The organism is Catellatospora chokoriensis (assembly GCF_011297315.1).
GTDB lineage: Bacteria > Actinomycetota > Actinomycetes > Mycobacteriales > Micromonosporaceae > Catellatospora > Catellatospora citrea.
Map to the genome: position 1 here is coordinate 129,415 of NZ_JAAOTI010000013.1, position 20,062 is coordinate 149,476.

General features: G+C 73.1%; 11 protein-coding genes. 8 read left to right on the forward strand and 3 right to left on the reverse strand.

Annotation, left to right across the window (positions count from 1 at the left end):
- Positions 1-27: 27 nt before the first annotated feature.
- Positions 28-3,621 carry a transcription-repair coupling factor gene (gene mfd, locus HAV39_RS20680; RefSeq protein ID WP_191840833.1) on the reverse strand — a complete coding sequence of 1,198 codons (3,594 nt, stop codon included), beginning with the start codon at positions 3,619-3,621 and terminating at the stop codon, positions 28-30.
- A 208-nt stretch (positions 3,622-3,829) separates the two neighbouring features.
- Positions 3,830-4,294 (reverse strand): hypothetical protein, encoded by a 465-nt coding sequence (locus HAV39_RS20685; RefSeq protein ID WP_191840834.1) that lies wholly within the window; start codon positions 4,292-4,294, stop codon positions 3,830-3,832.
- 309 nt (positions 4,295-4,603) lie between these two features.
- Between HAV39_RS20685 and HAV39_RS20690 the strand changes: the two genes are divergently transcribed.
- The 3 genes from HAV39_RS20690 to cysC all read left to right on the forward strand — a co-directional run bounded on the left by HAV39_RS20690 (position 4,604) and on the right by cysC (position 10,144).
- Positions 4,604-5,377: an SDR family oxidoreductase gene (locus HAV39_RS20690; RefSeq protein WP_191840835.1), complete on the forward strand. Its 774-nt coding sequence runs from the start codon at positions 4,604-4,606 to the stop codon at positions 5,375-5,377.
- A 233-nt stretch (positions 5,378-5,610) separates the two neighbouring features.
- Positions 5,611-8,421, forward strand: a complete 2,811-nt coding sequence (gene ppc, locus HAV39_RS20695) for a phosphoenolpyruvate carboxylase (protein WP_373311685.1) — start codon at positions 5,611-5,613, stop codon at positions 8,419-8,421.
- Between the two features lie 202 nt (positions 8,422-8,623).
- Entirely contained in the window at positions 8,624-10,144 is a 1,521-nt protein-coding gene (gene cysC / locus HAV39_RS20700) for an adenylyl-sulfate kinase (protein ID WP_239120435.1), read from the forward strand.
- A gap of 45 nt (positions 10,145-10,189) precedes the next feature.
- Here the strand turns inward: cysC and HAV39_RS20705 are convergent, their stop codons facing one another.
- Entirely contained in the window at positions 10,190-12,649 is a 2,460-nt protein-coding gene (locus tag HAV39_RS20705) for a CBM96 family carbohydrate-binding protein (protein ID WP_191840837.1), read from the reverse strand.
- A gap of 257 nt (positions 12,650-12,906) precedes the next feature.
- Here HAV39_RS20705 and HAV39_RS20710 point away from each other — a divergent pair, with 257 nt between their 5' ends.
- The 5 genes from HAV39_RS20710 (at position 12,907) to HAV39_RS20730 (ending at position 20,021) form a co-directional block, all read left to right on the forward strand.
- Positions 12,907-14,616 carry a Wzz/FepE/Etk N-terminal domain-containing protein gene (locus HAV39_RS20710; RefSeq protein ID WP_239120434.1) on the forward strand — a complete coding sequence of 570 codons (1,710 nt, stop codon included), beginning with the start codon at positions 12,907-12,909 and terminating at the stop codon, positions 14,614-14,616.
- The gene (locus HAV39_RS20715; protein WP_191840838.1) at positions 14,613-16,043 is read left to right on the forward strand and encodes an O-antigen ligase family protein; all 1,431 of its coding nucleotides are present in this window, start codon (positions 14,613-14,615) and stop codon (positions 16,041-16,043) included. Before HAV39_RS20710 ends, HAV39_RS20715 begins: the two co-directional genes overlap by 4 nt.
- A gap of 36 nt (positions 16,044-16,079) precedes the next feature.
- The gene (locus HAV39_RS20720; RefSeq protein WP_191840839.1) at positions 16,080-17,336 is read left to right on the forward strand and encodes a hypothetical protein; all 1,257 of its coding nucleotides are present in this window, start codon (positions 16,080-16,082) and stop codon (positions 17,334-17,336) included.
- Between the two features lie 101 nt (positions 17,337-17,437).
- Positions 17,438-18,310 carry a sulfotransferase domain-containing protein gene (locus tag HAV39_RS20725; protein ID WP_239120433.1) on the forward strand — a complete coding sequence of 291 codons (873 nt, stop codon included), beginning with the start codon at positions 17,438-17,440 and terminating at the stop codon, positions 18,308-18,310.
- A gap of 88 nt (positions 18,311-18,398) precedes the next feature.
- Positions 18,399-20,021, forward strand: coding sequence for a lipopolysaccharide biosynthesis protein (locus tag HAV39_RS20730; protein ID WP_239120432.1), 1,623 nt, complete (start codon positions 18,399-18,401; stop codon positions 20,019-20,021).
- Positions 20,022-20,062 lie beyond the last annotated feature (41 nt).

Genomic DNA, 20,062 nt, shown 5'->3' on the forward strand with positions numbered 1-20,062 from the left:
CCCCGTTCGTCAGCCCCGGAAATCGCATCAGCCCAGCACGTCCTTCAGCAGCTGGGCGCACCAGTCGAGCAGCGCCTGGTCGCGCAGCGGCTCGCCGCCGACCCGGCGGGTCATCGGCGTCGGCACGCTGACCTGCGAGTTCACCGTCTTGTAGACCGAGTCGGGGTGGTAGCGCTTGAGCCGCAGTTGCTTGGAGTCGGCCAGTTCGAGCGGGCCGAAGCGCACGTGCTTGCCCTGCAGCGAGATCTCGGTCAGGCCGTACGACCGGGCCGTCATCCGCAGCTTGGCGACCGCGACCAGGTTCGCCACCGGGGCGGGCGGCTCGCCGTAGCGGTCGGTCAGCTCGGCGACGACCTCCTGCAGCGCGACCTCGTCGCGGGCCGAGGCGAGCTTGCGGTAGATCTCCAGGCGCAGCCGCTCGGAGTCGATGTAGTCGTGCGGCAGGTGCGCGTCGATCGGCAGATCGATCTTGACCTCGGGCACCTCCTCAGCCGCCGCGCCGCCACCCTTGAACTGCGCCACCGCCTCGCCGACCATGCGCACGTACAGGTCGAAGCCGACGCCCTCGATGTGGCCGGACTGCTCCCCGCCGAGCAGGTTGCCCGCGCCGCGGATCTCCAGGTCCTTCATCGCCACGTACATGCCCGCACCCAACTCGGTGTGCTGGGCGATGGTGGCCAGCCGCTCGTGCGCCTGCTCGGTGAGCGGCTTCTCCGGCGGGTAGAGGAAGTAGGCGTACGCCCGCTCGCGGCCGCGGCCCACCCGGCCCCGGATCTGGTGCAGCTGGGCCAGGCCGAGCAGGTCGGCCCGCTCCAGGATCAGCGTGTTCGCGTTCGGGATGTCGATGCCGGACTCGATGATGGTGGTGGCGACCAGGACGTCGTACTCCTTCTCCCAGAAGCCGACCATCACCTTCTCCAGCGCGTCCTCGCCCATCTGCCCGTGCGCGGCCACCACCCGGGCCTCGGGCACCAGCTCCCGGATACGGCGCACCGCCTTGTCGATCGTCTCGACCCGGTTGTGCAGGTAGAACACCTGCCCGTCGCGCAGCAGCTCGCGGTGGATCGCGGCGGCGACCTGCTTGTCGTCGTACGCCCCGACGTAGGTGAGCACCGGGTGGCGCTCCTCCGGCGGCGTGGTGATCTGGGACATCTCCCGGATGCCGGTGATCGACATCTCCAGGGTGCGCGGGATCGGCGTCGCGGACATGGTCAGCATGTCCACGTTGGTGCGCATCTCCTTGAGGCGCTCCTTGTGCTCGACACCGAAGCGCTGCTCCTCGTCGACGATGACCAGGCCGAGCTTGTTGAACCGGGTGCTCTTCTGGATCAGCCGGTGGGTGCCGATGACGATGTCGGCGCGGCCCTCGGCGGCCATGTTCAGCGTCTCCTCGGCCTCCTTCGGGGTCGCGAACCGCGACAGCTGCCGCAGCACCACCGGGAACTGCGCCATCCGCTCGGAGAACGTGTTGTAGTGCTGCTGCGCCAGCAGCGTCGTCGGCACCAGCACGGCGACCTGCTTGCCGTCCTGCACCGCCTTGAACGCCGCCCGCACCGCGATCTCGGTCTTGCCGTAGCCGACGTCGCCCGCGATCAGCCGGTCCATCGGGACCGGCTTCTCCATGTCGTACTTGACCTCCTCGATCGCGGACAGCTGGTCGGGCGTCTCCTGGTAGGGGAAGGCGTCCTCCAGCTCGCGCTGCCAGGGGGTGTCCGGGCCGAAGGCGTGGCCCGGCGCGGCCTGCCGGGCGGCGTACAGCTGGATCAGCTGCGCGGCGATCTCGCGGACCGCCTTGCGGGCCCGCGCCTTGGCCTTCTGCCAGTCCGCGCCGCCCATCTTGTGCAGCGTGGGCTGCTCGCCGCCGACGTAGCGGGAGAGCTGGTCGAGGGCGTCGGTCGGCACGAACAGCCGGTCACCCGGCTGGCCGCGCTTGCTGGCGGCGTACTCGATGACCAGGTACTCCCGGTCCGCGCCGTTGACCTTGCGCTGGACCAGCTCGACGTACTTGCCGATGCCGTGCGCCTCGTGCACCACGAAGTCGCCCGCGCGCAGCTCCAGCGGGTCGATCGTGTTACGCCGCCGCGACGGCATGCGCCCCAGCTCGCGGTTGCCGGTGCCGCGCCCGCCGGAGATCTCCGCCCCGGTCAGCACGGCGAGCTTCGCGGCCTCGTCGACCAGGCCCAGCCGCAGCCGGCCGCAGCTCACCACGACCTGGCCCGGCTCGGGCAGCTCGGCGATCTGCTCGGCGAGCGTCGCGCCGACCCCGGCATCGCGCAGCACCTCGACCGAGCGCTGCGCCGGCCCGTGGCCCTCGAAGATCAGCGCGACCCGCCAGCCCTCGGCCAGCCAGCCCTTCACGTCGGCGATCACCTTCGCGGTGTCCCCGTGGTAGACCGGCGGCTGGGTCGCCGACCAGGTCAGCACCGCGCCGGTGTCCGGGGCCACGTGCACCTCGGGGGTGTCCAGCCACGGCTCGTCGGCCGCCTTCTCGGTGGCGACCAGGCCGAACGGCGACGTCGTCCACCAGGGCAGATCCAGGGTCGCGGCGTGTCCGCGCACCTCGGCGAGGGTCTTGAACGCGGCCGCGCCGAGGTCGATCGGGGCCTTGCCGCCGACGGCGGCCGCGGCCCAGCTCGCCTCCAGGAACTCCTCCGAGGTGCGCACCAGGTCGTGGGCGCGGGTGCGGATGCGCTCCGGGTCGGCCAGCAGCACCAGCGTGTCGCCCGGCACGCAGTCCAGCAGCAGCTGCATCGAGTCCCGGCCGTGGTGCAGCGCCGGGGACAGCGACTCCATGCCCTCCACCGGGATGCCCTCGGCCAGCTTGGTCAGCATCTCCTCCAGCGCCGGGTGCTCGGCGGCGAGCTGCGCCGCGCGCTCGCGCACCTCGGGCGTGAGCAGCAGCTCCCGGCAGGGCGGGGCCCACAGCCGGTCGACCTTGGCAATGGTGCGCTGGTCGGCGACGGCGAAGGTGCGGATCTCCTCGACCTCGTCGCCCCAGAACTCCACCCGCGACGGGTGCTCGTCGGTCGGCGGGAAGATGTCCAGAATCCCGCCGCGCACCGCGAACTCGCCGCGCTTGGTGACGAGATCCACCCGGGCGTACGCCAGATCGTGCAGCGTGTGCGTCAGCTCCTCCAGCACCACCACCGTGCCCTGGCGCAGGTCGATCGGTTCCAGGTCGCCGAGGCCCTTGAGCTGGGGCTGCAACATGCTGCGCACCGGCGCGACGACCACCCGCAGCGGGCGGCCCTCGGGGTGCGCGAGCTGGCGCAGCACGGCCAGCCGCCGCCCGACGGTGTCCGAGCGCGGCGACAGCCGCTCGTGCGGCAGCGTCTCCCAGGCCGGGTACACGGCCACGGTGGCCGGATCGAGGAACTCGCCCAGCGCCTCGGCCAGGTCCTCGCCCTCGCGGCTGGTCGCGGTAACCACCAGCACGGGGCGCTGCCGGGCCGCGCTCGCCACCAGGAACGGGCGGGCCGAGGCGGGGGCGGTGAGGTCGAGTTGGGGTTCGGTGCGGGCCAGCTCGGTGGCCCGGGCCAGCGCGGGATCGGCCGACGCCGCTTGGAGGAGTCCGGTGAGGTTCACGGGTAAGCGCCTTCCCGCCCGGTAGGCACGGACCATGGGCACGCCACGGCGAAAGCCCCGCAACCAGGCAGGTACGGGGTTTCGCCGTCGAGCCTACTCCTGCCCGCCGACCGGTTTACGCGCCTGACGCGCGGCGTCCGGACCTCCGCGTCAACAGCCATGCCCGTCAGACGCGAAACCGCGCCCGTCCAGGTGCGGACAGGCGCGGTGCACGGCAGCGCCCGGCGCGGGCCGGGCGTAGCCGTCAGGCGCAGTACTTGTCGAGCTTCTCGCCGGCGGAGGTGACGGCGGCGGCGTCCATGACCTTGTCGGCGTCGTCCACCTTCACGATCTTGGCGACCTCGGCCTTGAGCGCGTCAGCGAAGCCCTTGACGTCGGCCTTGAACTGCGGGTCCTCAGCCTTGGCCCCCTCGGCCTCGATGCCGGCCGCCCACTCGGTGAAGATGCCCTGCATGACCTCGATCGAGGCCTTCTCGATCTCGGCCAGGGTCTTCTTGTCCTTGAGCGCCGTTGCCAGCGCCTCGTCGGTCTTCTTCTGCAGGGTCTCGCCGGAGAGCACGCTCTCCAGCGCAGTGCAGACAGTCTTGGTGTTGGCCGAGTAGTCCGGGGCCGGGGCCGAGGCTGCGGCCTGCGGCTCCGCCTCGGCACCGCAGGCGGCGACGGCGAGCAGCGCGCCGCTCAGGAAGACGGCCGCGAATACACGACGCATAGGGTTCCTCTTTCTTGCACGAAGCATTCGCTCGGCGACCGTGAGCGCCGGAGGCGCCCGGTCGGGGCGGGTTACGACGACGATGGTCCGGCATCACCCGGCCCGACCGGTCGCGCACCCGTTGCGGATCAGCACCGAATCCCTGACGTAGACTGCCGAACTTCAAGAACACGAGCCGTGTCGGCGGAACCGCCCGGCCGGCCGCCACCTCACTGCCAAGTTATGTAGATTGCATCTACGTAGATGCAATCTACATAACTGCGCGTCAATCGCGTTGCCTGTCTCGACCGGTCCTCTTACTGTCGTCCCATGACTGACGATCTTGACTACCTGCCTGTCGCACTGGTCACCGGTGTCGGGCGGAGCACGAACATCGGTGCGGCGGTGGCGCGCAGGCTGGTCGGCGACGGGTATCGGGTGCTGCTGACCGGCCACCCGGCGTACGACGCCGAGCAGGGGCTCTCGGGCGGCGATCCGGCCGCGCTCGCCGCCGAACTCGGCGACCACGTGCACTGGCAGCCGTTCGACCTGACGGCGCCCGGCGGGCCGGAGGCGCTGGTCGCGGCCGCCGTCGAGCGGTTCGGCGGGGTCGACACGCTGGTGTCCTGCCACACCTACTCCACGCACACGCCGCTGGGCGGGCTGGACGCCGCCGAGATCGATCGGCACCTGACCGTGAACGTGCGGGCAAACATGCTGCTGGTGCAGGCGTACGCCGCGGCGCACGACGACGCCCGGCCGGGCCGGATCGTGCTGTTCACCTCGGGGCAGCGGCTCGGGCCGATGACCGGCGAGCTGGCGTACGCCGCCGGCAAGGCCGCGATCGAGTATCTGACCCGGGACTTCTCCGTGCTGCTGGCCGGGCGTGGCATCACCGTGAACGCGGTCAACCCGGGCCCCAACGACACCGGCTGGGCGGACGCCGAGACCCACGCCTGGGTCCGCGACCGCTTCCCGACCAAACGCTGGGGCACCCCCGCCGACACGGCGAAGCTCGTCGGCTGGCTGTGCTCCCCCGACGCCGAGTGGATCACCGGCCAGATCGTCGACTCCGCCGGCGGCTGGGGCACGCACGTCGCCTGATCCGCGCCCACGGTCCGACATGATCGCTCGACTTGCCCGGCATATGGGCGGAAGCGGATGCAAGATACGCGCAGGTGCCAGGCAAGTCGAGTGATCAACGGGGGGCTGAGCTGGGGCGGGAGCCGATCGCGGAATTTGGGATGGCCCGCGTCACACCGCCGCATAGGCCACCAGGGCAGTAGCATCCACCGCAGGACAGCGCCGTCCTTCGTACCCACGGAAGGAACAGCGCGGTGAGCGAGCTGACCTATCACCCCGACGTCGACGGTGCCTCCGGCGACGCGGACGGGGCCGACGCCGCGCTGCGGGCGGACATCCGCCGGCTCGGCGGCCTGCTCGGCCAGACCCTGGCCCGCCAGGAGGGCCGCGGCCTGCTCGACCTGGTCGAAGAGGTGCGCGCGCTGGTGCGCAGCGACGCCGACACCGCCGCCGTGAAGCTCGGCAGCCTCGACGTGTCGACCGCGACGCTGCTGGCGCGGGCCTTCTCCACCTACTTCCACCTGGCCAACATCACCGAGCAGGTGCACCGGGCCCGCGAACTGCGCCGCCGCCGCGCCGTGCACGGCGGCTGGCTGGACTCCACCGCCAAGCTGATCGCCGAGCGCAACGTGCCCGCCAGCGAGATCGCGGCGGCCGCCCGGCGGCTGGCGATCCGGCCGGTGTTCACCGCGCACCCGACCGAGGCGGCCCGCCGCTCCATCCTGACCAAGCTGCGCGGCGTCGCCGACCAGCTCGACGGCGAGTTCGCCGCGTCCGCGCTGTACGGCGAGACCGCGCTCAACGACCGCCGCCTGTCGGAGCTGCTGGACCTGCTGTGGCAGACCGACGAGCTGCGCCTGGACCGGCCGGACCCGACCGACGAGGCCCGCAACGCCGTCTACTACCTGCGCGACCTCTACGACGACGCGGCCCCGCAGGTGCTCGACGACCTCGCCGAGACGCTCAAGCGGCTGGGCGTGGACACCGCGCCGACCACCCGCCCGCTGACCTTCGGCACCTGGATCGGCGGCGACCGCGACGGCAACCCGTACGTCACCCCGACGGTCACCCGCGACGTGCTGCTGCTGCAGCACGAGCACGGCATCCGGGCGGTGGAGAACGCGCTGGAGCACCTGATCAACGAGGTGTCGGTGTCGCGCCGGCTGCGCGGGGTGTCCCTGGACCTGTCCGCCAGCCTGGCCAAGGACCTCGACGCGCTGGGCGAGGTCAACGAGCGCTTCCGCCGCGTCAACGCCGAGGAGCCGTACCGGCTCAAGGCCCGCTGCATCCGGGCGAAGCTCGCCAACACCCGGGCCCGGCTGGCGCAGGGCACCGAGCACGTGCCCGGCCGCGACTACCGCGGCACCCGCGACCTGGTCGCCGACCTGGAGCTGATGCGGGCCTCGCTGGCCCGCAACGCCGGGCAGCTCACCGCGGTCGGCCGGCTCGCCTCGGTGATCCGCACGGTCAGCGCGTTCGGCCTGCACCTGGCGACGATGGACGTGCGCGAGCACGCCGACGCGCACCACGCGGTGCTGGCGCAGCTCTACACCCAGGTCGGCGAGGTCACCAACTACGCCTCGCTGGGCCGGGCCGAGCGCATCGCGCTGCTGGCCAAGGAGCTGACCGGGCGGCGGCCGCTGTCGAGCGCGGACAGCCCGCTGACCGACTCGGCCCGCAAGACCTACGACGTGTTCGGCACCATCCGCGCCGCGCAGGAGCGCTTCGGCGAAGACGTCGTCGAGTCGTACATCGTCTCGATGACGCGCGGGGTGGACGACGTGCTCGCGGCGGCGGTGCTGGCGCGCGAGGCGGGGCTGGTCGACCCGCACGCGCCGCGTGCCTCGATCGGCTTCGTGCCGCTGCTGGAGACGGTCGCCGAGCTGCGGGCCGGTGGCCAGATCCTGGACGAGCTGCTCAGCCTGGCCCCGTACCGGGCGCTGGTGCGGGCGCGCGGCGACGTGCAGGAGGTGATGCTGGGCTACTCCGACTCCAACAAGGAGGCCGGCATCACCACCAGCCAGTGGGCCATCCACAAGGCGCAGCGCGCGCTGCGCGACATCGCCGCCAAGCACGGCGTGCGGCTGCGGCTGTTCCACGGCCGGGGCGGCACGGTCGGCCGCGGCGGCGGCCCCACCCACGAGGCGATCCTGGCCCAGCCGTACGGCACGCTCGACGGCGCGATCAAGGTCACCGAGCAGGGCGAGGTCATCTCCGACAAGTACACGCTGCCCGCGCTGGCCCGGGAGAACCTGGAGCTGACCGTGGCCGCGGTGCTGCAGGCGACGCTGCTGCACACCACCCCCCGCCAGCCCGACGAGGCGCTGGCCAAGTGGGACAGCTCGATGACCGTCGTCTCCGACGCGGCCTTCGTGAAGTACCGCGAGCTGGTGGAGAACCCGCAGCTGCCGGAGTACTTCTGGGCGGCGACGCCGACCGAGCTGCTGGGCGCGCTGAACATCGGCTCCCGCCCGGCCAAGCGGCCCGACTCCGGCGCGGGCCTGGGCGGCCTGCGCGCCATCCCGTGGGTGTTCGGCTGGACCCAGTCCCGCCAGATCGTGCCGGGCTGGTTCGGCGTCGGCACCGGCCTGCGCGCCGCCCGCGAGGCCGGCCTGGGCGACGACCTGCGGGAGATGTTCGAGCGCTGGCACTTCTTCGGGACGTTCCTGTCCAACGTGGAGATGATGCTGGCCAAGACCGACCTCACCATCGCCCGCGGCTACGTGCAGACGCTGGTGCCCGAACCGCTGCTGCCCATCTTCGACACCATCGAGGCCGAGTACGAGCGCAGCGTGGCCGAGGTGCTCGCGATCACCGGCGAGTCCGCGCTGCTGGAGTCGCAGCCGGTGCTGCACCGCACGCTCGGGGTGCGCGACTCCTACCTGGAGCCGCTGCACCACCTGCAGGTGGCGCTGCTGCGGCAGTACCGCGACGCCGGGCTGGCCGGCCGGGCCGGGGTCACCGCACCGGGCAGCCGCCGCGCGCCCACCACCGATCCGACGCTGGAACGAGCATTGCTCACGACCGTCAACGGCATCGCGGCCGGGATGCGCAACACGGGCTGATCGTGCCGAATGTTTCGGCGAAGTTGCGCCTACCGGACATATTGGTGGGCGTTACTTCGCCGAAACCGCGGCACGATCTCATCATGGGCATGATGCACTCGACCGCAGTGCGCGCTGCTGCCACACTTGTCACCTGTCGGTCATGGGCGACAGCGGAGCGTCGCGATTGCGGTGCCGGCTCTCGGGGGAGGCAGGAGCAGACGTGAGCGAGCGGAGCGAACGGGTGATCGGCGACGAGGCGCTGCGTGGCGCCCCCACGTGGACCCCCAACCCGACCGAGCTGTCCGACCTCGAATTGCTGCTGGCCGGGGCATACGCGCCACTCGGCGGTTTCCTGGGCCGCGACGACCTCCGGTCGGTGGCCGCGACCTCCCGGCTCGTCGACGGCCGCCCCTGGCCGCTGCGGGTGAAGCTGGAGGTGCCGGCCGGGATGCTGGACGGCATCGAGGTCGCCGAGGCCCCGCCGCTGGTGCTGACCGACGCCGAGGGCGCGCCCGTCGCGCGGCTCGACGTCGCCGAGGTGTGGCCGACCCGCGAGGGCTGGTGCGGCGTCGCCGGACCGGTCACCCGGTACGGCGACGGCGGGCGGGCCCCGTTCGACCGGCTGCGGCTGCCCACCGACCACGTCCGTGCGCAGCTGACCGCGCAGCGCGTGCTCGGCTACTTCGCCGACCGGCCGCTGCACCGCCCGCAGCTCGCCCAGCTCAACCACGCCGCGCGCCAGCTCAACGCGCAGCTCGTGGTGCTGGTGCCGGTCGGCCACCCCGGCCCGGACGGGCTGACCTCCGAGTCGCTCGTGCGCTGCGTGCTGGCCGCGCGCGACCGGATGAACGAGCCCGTGATCGTGGCCATTCCACTGACCGGCCGGGGCGACGAGGTCACCGACACCCTGATCCGGGCCCGGGTCGCCGCCGCTTACGGCGTCACCCACCTGCTCGGCACCGCCACCACCATGTCCGGCGGCGGGCCGCGCGTGCTGATCCCGCGCGAGCTCGTCTACGACAGCCGCGACGGCCAGTGGCGCGACCGCGACGAGGTCCCCGAGCGGTTCGAGCGCATCGCGCTCACCGACGAGGAGATCGCCGGGCTGCTCGACGACGGCCTGCCCCTGCCCGAGTGGCACACCCCGCCCGCGGTGGCCCGCGAGCTGTCCAAGGCCCGCCCGCCCCGCCGCCAGCGCGGCGTGGTGCTGTTCTTCACCGGCTTCAGCGGCTCCGGCAAGTCCACGGTGGCCCGCGGCGTGGCCGACGCGCTGCTGGAGACCGGCGAGCGCAGCCTGACCGTGCTCGACGGCGACGTGGTGCGCCGCGAGCTGAGCGCCGGGCTCGGCTTCAGCAAGGCCGACCGCGACCTCAACATCCGCCGCATCGGCTGGGTCGCCGCGGAGACGGCCCGCCACGGCGGCATGGCCATCTGCTGCCCGATCGCGCCGTACGCCAGCGCTCGCGCCAACGCCCGCGCCATGGCCACCGCCGCCGGCGCCGACTTCGTGCTGGTGCACGTGGCCACCCCGATCGAGGTGTGCGAGCAGCGCGACCGCAAGGGCCTCTATGCCCGCGCCCGCGCCGGGCAGATCACCGGGATGACCGGGATCGACGACCCGTACGAGGTGCCCACCGACGCCGAGCTGGTGCTCGACACCTCCGCGGGCTCCATCGACGACGCCGTCGACACCGTGCTGGTGTACCTGGGCGAAGAGGGCTGGATCAACCCCCGCAGCTGAACAGCGCGACGGCCCGCCATTGCGGCGGGCCGTCGCGGTCTGCGCTCAGTACGCCGGGCCGGTCACGATGTCGAAGGCCGGGTGCCGGCTGAACTGCTGGAACGAGGACAGCCCGGTCGTGGTCATGTCGATCATCGAGCTGCGACCCTCCTCGGCGGCCGGCGACTCGAAGTAGACCAGCGCCTTCAGCCGCGGGAACAGCTCCAGTTGCAGCCGGGCCGAGTCGAAGAACCTCGCCTGGTGCTGCGGGTTGGACCGGGAGTGCCACACCCCCCACTCGCCGAGCATCAGCGGCTTGTCCGGGAAGGACGTCGCGGCCCAGTTGTAGAAGCCCGGCCAGTCCTTGCGGCTGCCCGACTTGCGGTTCATCATCTCCGCGAAGTCGCCGTAGCCGTAGCCCGGGTCGCTGTAGGCGTACGTGTCCCAGGCGACCCAGTCCACCACGTCGTCACCGGGGTACAGGTCCTCGAACCAGCTCTTGACGTTCCACGGCACGAAGGCCATGTAACACATCACCGAGACCAGGTTGCTCACCCCGCGAGCGCGCAGCCCGGTGACGACGTGCCGGAAGGCCGCGGCGTAGTCCTGCGCGGTCATCCCGGAGCCCGGACGCGGGTTGACGTCGTTCTCCGGCTCGTGGTTCATCGTGAAGAAGAACTGGTCCGGCAGCGAGCCGCGGATGTGCACGGCCAGCCGGTCCAGGTAGGCCTCGGTGCGTCCGTCGCCGCGGGCGATGCCGGCCCAGCTGACCCCCTGCGGCTTCCAGTTGAGGAACAGCACCCGCTTGTGCGCCGGGTCCCTGACCAGGGACAGCTCGTCCGCGGTGGGGAACAGCGAGGTGCCCCGGTGGTACGCGTGGTAGACGACCTGCTGGCGGTTGGTGCGCCGCTCGAACTCGTACAGCGCCTGGATGCGGTTCTGCGAGGTGTGCGCGCCCGGCGCGACGCCCCAGAGCGCCCCGCAGGTGGGCACCAGCGCCTGCCCGATGACGCAGTCCACCGGCAGGTTCGGGTCGGTCGACGGCGAGGGCGAGGCCGGTGGCACGGCCGGGCCCGCGCTCGGGTCGGTGGACGGCGGAGCACTCGGCTCGGTCGTGGGCGGCGCGCTCGGGTCGGTGACCGGCGGCAGGCTCGGGTCCGTGCCGGGCGGCAGGCTCGGATCCGTGGCCGGCGGCTGGCCCGGGTCGGTCGTGGGCGGCGCGCTCGGGTCGGTGACCGGCGGCAGTTCCGGGTCGGTCACTGGCGGCAGGCTCGGGTCGGTCACCGGCGGCTCGGTCGGCTCGCTGACCGGCGGAACGCCGGGGCTGGGCTCCGGGCCCGGCTGGGTGCCGGGATCAGGCTGGCCGGGACCGGGGTCGGGGCCGGGAGCAGGACCGGGCTCGGTGCCGGGGTCAGGGCTCGGCGTGGTGCCGGGATCGGGGTCCGCGCTCGGCTCGGAGCTCGGTTCGGGACCGGTGCTCGGTTCGGTGCCGGGCCCGGGTTCCGTGCCCGGGTCGCCGGGCGGTGTGCCCGGGTCGGAGCTGGGCTCGGTGGCCGGGTCCGGGTCGGCGCTCGGCTCGGTGGCCGGGTCCGGGCTGGGCTGCTGGCCGGGTTCGGTGCTCGGGCCGGGCTCGGTCGAGGGGCTCGGGTCGCCGGGCAGGCCGGGGTCGACCGGCGCGTCGCTCGGGTCCGGCAGGCTCGGCTCGGGGTCGGGTTCGTAGACCGGGTCGGTGGCGTAGGTGCCGGTCGGCACGGGGCTCGGGTCGGTCACCGGGCCGGCCGGGATCGACGGCGCGGGCGCGGTGGACGGCACGGGCGTCGCGCTCGGGTCGAACGTCGTGCCCGGCCACGGGGTGACGGTGGGCTCCGGCTCAGGCGTCCCGGACGGGCTCGGCGCGATCGTGGGCCAGTCGACCGGCGGTGGCAGGGTCGGCGAGGCCGGCTCGTTCCATTCGAAGGTGATGGTCGGCGGGCCGGTGGTGGTGCTCTCGGTTCCCGCTTCGCCGGCCACGAACTGGGCGGCCTCGGTGCCACTGGGCGCGGTGATCGCGAAGGCGTACCGGCCGGAGCGGCGGACGACCCGGGTGACGTCGAAGGCGACCGCGCGGTCGAAGCGGCCCGGCGCGACGCTGGCCACCACGTTGCCCAGCCGGGGCGCGGTGGCGGCGGTGAGGGTGCCCTCCCGCCAGCGGGTGTCCGGGACGCTGGTCAGCTCGACCAGCCGCGGCAACGGGCCGCTGTGCCGGCCGAGCCAGAGCCAGACCTTCTTCGGCTGGCGGCCGGTCGGCAGCTCGACGTCGAACTTGAGGTAGCTGACCGCGGCGCCGCCGCCCACCCCGCCCGCGGTGAGGGTGAGCCGGCTGCCCGCGGTGACCCCGGGTTCGGTGCTCATCGTGTAGGAGTCCTCGGACACGGTGACCCGCGTCGGCGGCGCGGACAGCCGTCCTGCCACCAGGCCCAGCAGCACGGCCGAGGCCAGCGTGGACATGGTGACGGTGACCGCGATCCCGAAACGCGTCCTGTTCATCAGGTCGCCCCTTCCCCCGAAAGCAGGCACTCAGATTTCTGTCCGTTTCTGCGTACCCTCAGGGGCATCATAACCGTTGTGTCTTGTTTGCGAGCTTTTCGCCGAAGAACGCGCTTACTGACGCTTGATTCCTCATAGTGCCTCTCACCTGCATCAACAGTAGTTCGGGGCGTATCGGCCGATATGCCTAGTTACGTCGTTACCGCCGGACCGTTGACCTCACCGGACGCAACAACGCCGGAGAAGGGCCACACGCCGTGGACGCGACATACGCCGGGCCACCCCCCTCGTCGTACGACATGAGCGACTACCTGGGTTTGATCGCCCGTCACTGGTGGATCGCCGTCCTGCTGACACTGGCAGGCACCGCCGCGGGCGCGGCGTACAACGAATCACTGCCGCGCGAGTACGTCTCCACGGCTTCGGTGCTGGTGCGACCAGCCGGCCTGGACGCCAACGTCTCCGGCGGGCGCACCCGCGACGAGATCAACCTGGACACCGAGGCGCAGCTCATGCGCTCCACCGCCGTGGTCGCCGGGGCGGCCAAGGTGCTCCAGCGGGAGGACGTCGACGTGCTCGCGGGGGCGGTCTCGGTCGAGGTGCCGCCGAACACCGCCGTGCTCCAGATCAAGTACGCCGCGTCGGCGCCCGAGGAGGCGCAGGCCGGGGCCAAGGCGTTCGCGCAGTCCTACCTGGCCAACCGCGAAGGCAACGCCAAGGCGGAGCTGGAGCGGCAGGCCGCGGCGTTGCGCGACAAGATCAAGGACCTCACCGAGGACCTCACGAAGATCAACGGCAAGCTGTCCGGCGCCAGTCCGAAGAGCTCGAACTACGCCACCCTGGACAGCCAGCGCGACACCACGGTGACCCAGATCAACCAGCTCAACAACAAGGTGAACCAGCTGGCCACCGAGACCGTCAGCGCCGGCACCGTGATCCGCGAGGCCCGCGTGCCGAGCCGGCCCGTGAAGCCGACGGCGGCCGTCAACTACGCCGCGGGCGCGCTGCTCGGGCTGCTGGCCGGGCTCGGCGTGGCGGCCCTGCGCGAGCGGCTCGACCGGCGCGTGCGGGGCGGGCGCGACCTGGTCCGCAGCGGCGTGGCGGTGCTCGGCGCGGTGCCCGGCAAGGGTGCCGGCTGCACCGAGATCTTCACCCCGTTCAGCCCCGGCGGACGCGCGTTCAACCGGCTGCGCAACGAGGTCGTCGCGGCGTTCCGCCCCGGCGAGCAGGTCGTCGTGGTCACCGGGGCCAGCCGCGGCCCGTCCGCGACCCTGGTGGCCGCCAACCTCGCCGCGGCGCTGTCGCGCACCGGCGCGGAGGTCGTGCTCATCGGCGCACAGCTGCCCGATTCGCTGACCGAGGCCGCGCCGCTGGCCCGGCTCGTCGGCGTCGCGCCGACCCCGGGACTGTCCGAGGTGCTGGCCGGCCGGGTCAGCCTGGCCGAATCGACGCAGCGCGCCGCGCGTACGCCCTCGCTGCACGTCATCACCACCGGCGGCACCGCCACCGCGGCGGGCATGCTTCAGTCGCACGCGCTTCGCGACATCATCACCACGCTGCGCGCCCACGCCGACTACCTGGTGGTCGAGGCCCCCTCCACCTCCGCCAGCGCCGACGCGCAGAGCCTGGCCAGCCTCGCCGACGCCGCGATCCTCGCGGTGGAGACCCGGCGCACCAGCCGCCCCGAGGTCGCCGACGCCGCCGAGCAGCTGCGCAGGGTCGGCACTCCCCTGCTGGGCGGCGTGATGATGCCGCGGCTGCCGCACCGGGCCCGCCGCACCGCAGCCGGCGCCGACGGCGAGACCGCGCCCGTCGAGCCGGCCGGCCGGCCGCTGCTCGGCGACGACGAGGAGCCGGTCGACGCGGTCGCGAACGGGCACAAGCCGCACGCCGACGAGCAGACCATCATGCTGGCCCCGCTGGACGCCTCGGCCCTGACCGAGCTGGACGAGGCCCACCTGCAATGAGCCTCGCCCTCCGGGCCGGCGTTTCGGACGGCGTCACCGCGCCCGCCACCGCGACGGCCCACCCCCGGCTGCTGTTCGGGCCCGCCTGGCCGCTGACCTCGCTGCTCGCGCTCTACCCGCTGTGGTGGGCGCTCGGCCTCGGCGTGCTGATCTTCCCGCTCATGGCGGTGCCGATGGCCTGGCAGCTCTACCGGCGGCACGCGCAGGGCCTGCCGGTCCGGCTGCCGCCCGCGTTCTGGATCTGGCTGGCCTTCTGCGCGGTCACGGTGGTCGGCTTCGGCGTGCTCGACGTGGACCCCGCGGGCACCGTGAGCGCCGAATTCGGCGAGCGGATCACCGCGCCCGTCTACAAGCTGACCCAGCATCTCGCCCTGACCGTGCTGCTGGTGTACGCGGGCAACCTGTCCACGGCCGTGCTGCCGCAGCGGCGGCTGGTCAACCTGCTCGGCTGGCTGTTCGCGGTCACCGTGGCCGGCGGCCTGCTCGGGACCTTCGCCGGGCACTTCGAGTTCACCTCGCCGGTGGAGCTGCTGCTGCCGGACGGGGTCCGCGGCAAGGGCTTCGTGAAGTCGCTGGTCCACCCGTACGCCGCGCAGATCATGGATCTGGTCGGCGACCCGCTGCCCCGCCCGGCCGCGCCGTGGGGCTACACCAACACCTGGGGCAACAACTTCTGCCTGCTCGTGGTGTGGTTCGTGGCGGCCGTGTTCGCGTACCCGAGCCGGCCGCGCACCCGGGTGCTGGCCGTCGGCCTGCTCGCCGTCTCGGTGGTGCCGGTGGTCCACTCGCTGAACCGGGGGTTGTGGATCGGCCTCGGCGCGACGGCCGTCTTCATCGCGGTGCGCCAGGCCCTCGCCGGGCGGCTGCGGGCCCTGGTCGCCCTGGGCGTGGTGCTGGCCGGGCTGGCCGTCGCGCTGGCCGTCACCCCGCTCGGCGGGGTCATCGAGCGCCGCCTCGACAACGGCAAGTCCAACGGGGTGCGCATGTTCCTCACCGAGCGGGCCGTGTCGGGCGTCGCCGAGTCGCCGGTGCTCGGCTTCGGCTCGACGCGCAGCACCCAGGGCGGGCGGCAGTCGATCGCGGTGGGCGAGTCGGCGGCCTGCGAGCGCTGCGGCAACTTCACCGTCGGCGGCAACGGCCAGCTGTGGCAGCTGCTGTACGCGCACGGCCTGGCCGGCACGCTGACCTACTTCGGCTTCTTCGGGTACGCGCTGTGGCGTTTCCGCCGCGACCGCTCCGCGATCGGGCTGGCCGCGTCGGCCGCGATCGCGGGCTCGTTCCTCGCCGCGCTCTGGTACAACTCGCTCGTCACGCCGCTGGCCTTCACCTTCCTCGGATATGTGGTGCTGTGGCGCAACTCCCGCTTCCAGATCGCGCCCAGCTCCGTTGAGCCCGTGGGACATAACGGACACCAGCGGAGGAACTGACGTGCGAAGCAGCGAGCGCGAAGACGGGCAGACCCCGTGACGGCGATCGACACGGCCGCGGGGCAGGTCGCCACCGGCGACGCGCAGCTGCGCGGGCAGTATCTGCGCGAAGTGCTGGAGCTGCTCTACCCGGGCTGCTCCACCCGCGCCGAGGGCCGCCGCGTGGTCGAGTACCTCGCGATCCCGGACGCCCGGCGGTGCAAGCTGCTGGTGCCCGCCGGCTCGCGCCGCGTCGCCGCCGCCGCGGTGCGCCGCTTCAGCGAGCCGCAGGGCAGGCTGGGCCGGCTCAAGCGCGACGCCGTCGCCATGGCGCTGCAGTCCGGCGCATGGTCGGCGCTGGTCCGCGACCGGGTCCGGCTGACCTCGCCGGACGGCGCGACGGACACCGTCGACCACTTCCTGTCCACGGCGCTGGGCATTCCGTTGCAGGTCAGCATCCATATCGGACCCGCGCGGGCCAACCGCAAGCCGGTCCTGCAGCTGCTCGACCCGCGGGGCGGCACCATCGGGTTCGCCAAGTTCGGGGTCGGGCCGCTCACCCGGCGGCTGGTGCGCGCCGAGACCGCGGCCCTGTCCGCGCTGTCCCACGTGCGGCTGCCCGGCATCGTGGTGCCGAGCATCCTGCACGCCGGCCAGTGGCGGGGCATGCAGGTGCTGGTGCAGTCCGCACTGCCGGTGTGGGAGCCGCGGGTGGCGCTGTCCGGCGTCCGGTTGCAGCGCGCCATGGCCGAGGTCGCCGGCGCCTGCGGACTCACCCAGGGCTGGCTGGCCACCAGCCCGTACTGGGCGGACCTGCGCAACCGGCTGTGCCAGCTCGTCGCCGACACGCCCGAGGGCTCGGGCCGGGCCGCGACCGAGGTCTCGCAGCTGTTCGAGGCCGCGCGCACGCTGGTCGAGCACGCCGCCGAGCTGAACCTGCGCTACGGCGCGTGGCACGGCGACTGGGCACCCTGGAACATGGCCAACGTCGCCGGAGCACTGCTGATCTGGGACTGGGAACGCTTCACTCCCGGCGTCCCGCTCGGCTTCGACGCCGTCCACTTCGAGCTGCAGCGGCAGATCCAGGACGGGGTCGACGCGCAGACCGCGGTCGAGTCCACCGTACGGCAGGCATCGGCGCTGCTCGCCCCGTTCGACGTGGCGCCCGGCAGCGCCGAGATCGTCGCGCTGCTGTACCTGGTGGACCTCGCCACGCGATACCTCAGCGACCGCCAGGCCGAAGCCGGGGCCCGCCTCGGCGTCACCGGCACCTGGCTGCTGCCGGTCCTGATCCGCAAGGTCCGGTCCCTCTAGATGATCCCCGTTCCGGATTCCGTGCGGTCGACGTCGCCTCGGCGGCGCCCACTGCACGAGGTCCGGTGCAGCCCCCGCGCCGACCCGCCCATGGAGAGCCAGTGAAGACGTCGAACGTGCCCGAGTCGGTCAAGCGGGTGGTCCACATCGGCTCCCGCTCGGTCGGCTGGATGACCTCGGGCGCGCGCATGCTGCCGTCGTTCCTGATCTGCGGCGGCCAGCGGTGCGGCACCACCTCGCTGTACCGGGCGCTCGCCGCGCACCCCGCGGTGCTCAAGGCGGTGCTGCACAAGGGCGTGCACTACTTCGACACCAGCTACCACCGCGGCCGGGCCTGGTATCAGGGCCACTTCCCGTTGCGCCGCACCGCAGCCCGCATCGAGCGGGAACTCGGCGTGCCGCCGCAGACCTTCGAGTCCAGCCCGTACTACCTCTACCACCCGCACGCGGGCGCGCGCATCGCCCGCGACCTGCCCGACGTCAAACTGATCGTGCTGGTCCGCGACCCGGTGGAGCGGGCCTACTCCCAGCACGCGCACGAGGTCGCGCGGGGCTTCGAGACCGTAACCGACTTCGCGCAGGCGCTCGATCTGGAACCGGCCCGGCTGCGCGGGCAGCGGGAGCGGCTGCTGGCCGACCAGCACGCCTACTCCTTCTCGCACCAGCACCACGGCTACCGCTCGCGCGGCGAGTACGCCGTCTACCTGCGGCGGCTGGCCGGGCAGGTGGGGCGCGACCGGATCCTGGTGGTGGAGAGCGAGCGCTTCTTCGCCGACCCCCGACCGGCCTACGACGAGGTGCTCGCGTTCCTCGGCCTGCCGCAGCTGAGCTACCCCGAGTTCGAGCAGCACAACGCCCGGCCCCGCAGCGCGCCCATGCCGGCCCGGCTGCGCGCAGAGCTGACCGCCCACTACGCGCCGCACGATGCCGAACTGGCCACCTGGCTGGGACGCACGCCGAGCTGGCGCGCATGAGGGCGCGCTGGGTCCTGTCGCCGCACGGCGCCGGCGGACGCGGCGCACCCGCCGGGGCACCGGCCCGCCCCCGTCGCGGGGGCAGGCCGTGACCGGCCGGCTGACCGCGCCGCCCGGCGCGAACGTCTCCCACCGGACGGTCCCGCCCCAGGCCGCGGCCGGGCCGGTGACGGACCGTGCGGCCACGGAGATGTCCGGGTTCGCCCGGGGCGGGGTCGCCAACCTCGCGGGCGCGGCGCTGGCCGCGGTGGCCGGGGTCGGTGTCACCTGGCTGGTCGCGCGCGGGCTGGGCCCGGCCGCGGCGGGCTCCTTCTTCGCCGCCACCTCGGCGTTCGTGCTGGTCGGCGGCGTCGCTCGGCTGGGCACGACGACGGCGCTGGTCTACTGGCCGGCCCGGCTGCGGGCCCAGGGCCGGCCCGAACTGATCGGGCCGTGCCTGCGCAGCGGGCTCGTTCCGGTCGCGGTGCTCGGCCTCGCGCTGGGCGTCGCGGTATGGCTCACCGCCGCGCACTTCGTGCCCGAGTACGCCGGCCCGCTCACCATGCTCGCCCTGTTCCTGCCGGTGGCGGCGCTGTCGGAGGCGCTGCTCGCGGCGACCCGCGGCTACCGCATGATGCGGCCGACCGTGCTGCTCGAAAAGATCATGCGGCCCGCCACCCAGCTGCTGTGCGTGGGCTCGCTGGCCGTGCTGGCCCTGTCCGACATCATCTCGCCGCCGTCCACCTGGGCACTGGCCTGGGTGCTGCCGTACGTGCCCGGGGCCGCGATCGCCGGCTTCCTGGTGTGGCGGCGCTGGCACTCCGAGCCGACGCTGACCCGCCCCGACCGTTTGGCCGCCCGGATCGAGGGCCGCACCGTGGGCCGCGCGTTCTGGCGCTACACCGCCCCCCGCGCGCTGGCCAACGCCGCGCAGACCGCGTTGCAGCGGGTCGACGTGCTCATGGTCGCCGGGCTGGCCGGGCTCGCCCCGGCTGCCGCGTACGCCGTCGCGGGCCGCTTCGTCGTGCTCGGCCAGCTCGCCAACGGCTCGATCGCGCAGGTGGTGCAGCCCCGCCTCGCCGAGACGCTGTCGGTCGGCGACCGGGAGGGCGCGCTGCGCCTCTACCAGACGGCCACCGCCTGGCTCGTGATGATCAGCTGGCCGTTGCACCTCATCGTGGCCTGCTACGCCGACCTGTACCTGGGGCTGTTCGGCGCGTCCTACACCTCGGCCGCTCCCGCGGTGCGGGTGCTGGCGGCGGCGATGCTGATCAGCACCGGCTGCGGGATGGTCGACATGGTGCTGTCCATGGCGGGGCGCACCACCTGGAACCTGATGAACGTGCTGCTGGCCCTGGTCACCATGGTCGCCATCGACCTGGTCGCGATCCCCCGGCTCGGCGTGGTGGGCGCCGCGATCGGCCTGGCCGCCGCGGTCGCGGTGAACAACCTGCTGCCGCTCGCCCAGCTCGCCACCTCGCTGCGGCTGCACCCGTTCGGTTCCGGCACGCGCACCGCGATGGCGCTGGCCGCCGGCAGTTTCGGCGTGCTGCCCTGGCTGGTGCGCCTGGTGGTGCCGAGCCAGCCGGTCGGCGCGGGCGCCGCCCTGGTGCTGGCCGCCGGCGTCTACATCGGCGGGCTGCGCCGCTTCCAGGACCGGCTGGGCATCCCGGCTCTGCTCGCCGCGGCAAGACCCGGCCGCCGCAACAACAAGGCCGCTCCGCAGGGGTAGCGGAGCGAGAGCACCGACAGCACCACTCAGAGAAGAAAAGG